General features: G+C 59.0%; 1 protein-coding gene. It reads left to right on the top strand.

What is annotated here, in order from left to right; genetic code table 11:
* A partial coding sequence (locus QHG98_09710) for an AMP-binding protein (protein ID MDH7597987.1) occupies positions 1 to 1,249 on the top strand: 1,249 nt, incomplete at both ends.

Raw genomic sequence — 1,249 nt, 5'->3', positions numbered from 1 at the left:
AGAACGCCCCGAGCGTCGAGAAGGTTGTTGTGGTCAAGAGGGCAGGGCTTGACGTCCCGATGAAGGAGGGCCGCGATGTCTGGTACCACGAGCTCATAGCCAATCAGCCAGACGAGTGCGAGACAGAAAAGATGGACTCCGAGGAGAGGCTGTTCATCCTGTACACATCAGGCACAACTGGAAAGCCAAAGGGCATTGAGCACGTCCACGGCGGATACTGCGTGACACCAGCACAGACTCTCCACTGGGTCTTCGATCTCAAGGACACCGATGTCTGGTGGTGCACAGCAGATGTCGGGTGGATCACAGGCCACTCCTACGTCGTCTACGGCCCGCTCTGCCTGGGCGCGACGAGCATACTCTACGAGGGCGCTCCCGATTATCCGGACTTCGGAAGATGGTTCAGCATAATCCAGGATAACAAGGTCTCTGTGCTCTACACAGCCCCAACCGCGATCAGGATGTTCATGAAGGCCGGCGAGCAGTGGCCGCAGAAGTACGATCTCTCCAGCCTGAGGCTGCTCGGCTCGGTCGGTGAGCCCATCAACCCCGAGGCCTGGGTCTGGTACAGGAAGTACTTCGGAGGCGACAGGTGCCCGATAATGGACACATGGTGGCAGACAGAGACAGGATGCTTCGTGGTCTCTCCACTGCCGATCACACCGCTCAAGCCCGGATCGCCCACATTCCCGCTACCCGGGTTCAACACCGACATCTACGATGAGGACGCAAACCCGGTGCCTCCAGGCATGGGAGGAAATATCGTCAATACAACACCCTGGCCGTCGATGCTCCGCGCGTTCTTCAGGGATCCCGAGAGGTACATGAAGGAGTACTGGCAGATGTACTGGGACATCAAGCCCGGCACATACCTGGCAGGCGATAAGGCGACGAGGGACAAGGATGGCTACTGGTGGATCCAGGGCAGGATCGATGACGTCCTCAAGGTCGCTGGCCATAGGATCAGCAATGCCGAGGTCGAGTCCGCCGCGGTCTCGCATCCAGCGGTCGCCGAGGCAGCCGTCATCGGCAAGCCGGACGAGGTCAAGGGCGAGGTCATCGTGGCCTTCATAATCCTCAAGGAGGGTGTGAAGGAGAGCGAGGACCTGAAGAAGGACATCGCAAAGCACGTAAGGAGCGTGCTCGGGCCTGTTGCCTATCCGGAGATCGTCTACTTCGTCAAGGACGTGCCAAAGACAAGATCCGGAAAGATCATGCGCAGGGTCATAAAGGCCAAGGCGCTGGGCAA

The organism is Methanothrix sp., from assembly GCA_029907715.1.
Lineage (GTDB): Archaea > Halobacteriota > Methanosarcinia > Methanotrichales > Methanotrichaceae > Methanothrix_B.
This window is presented reverse-complemented; position numbering and strand designations above follow the sequence as displayed.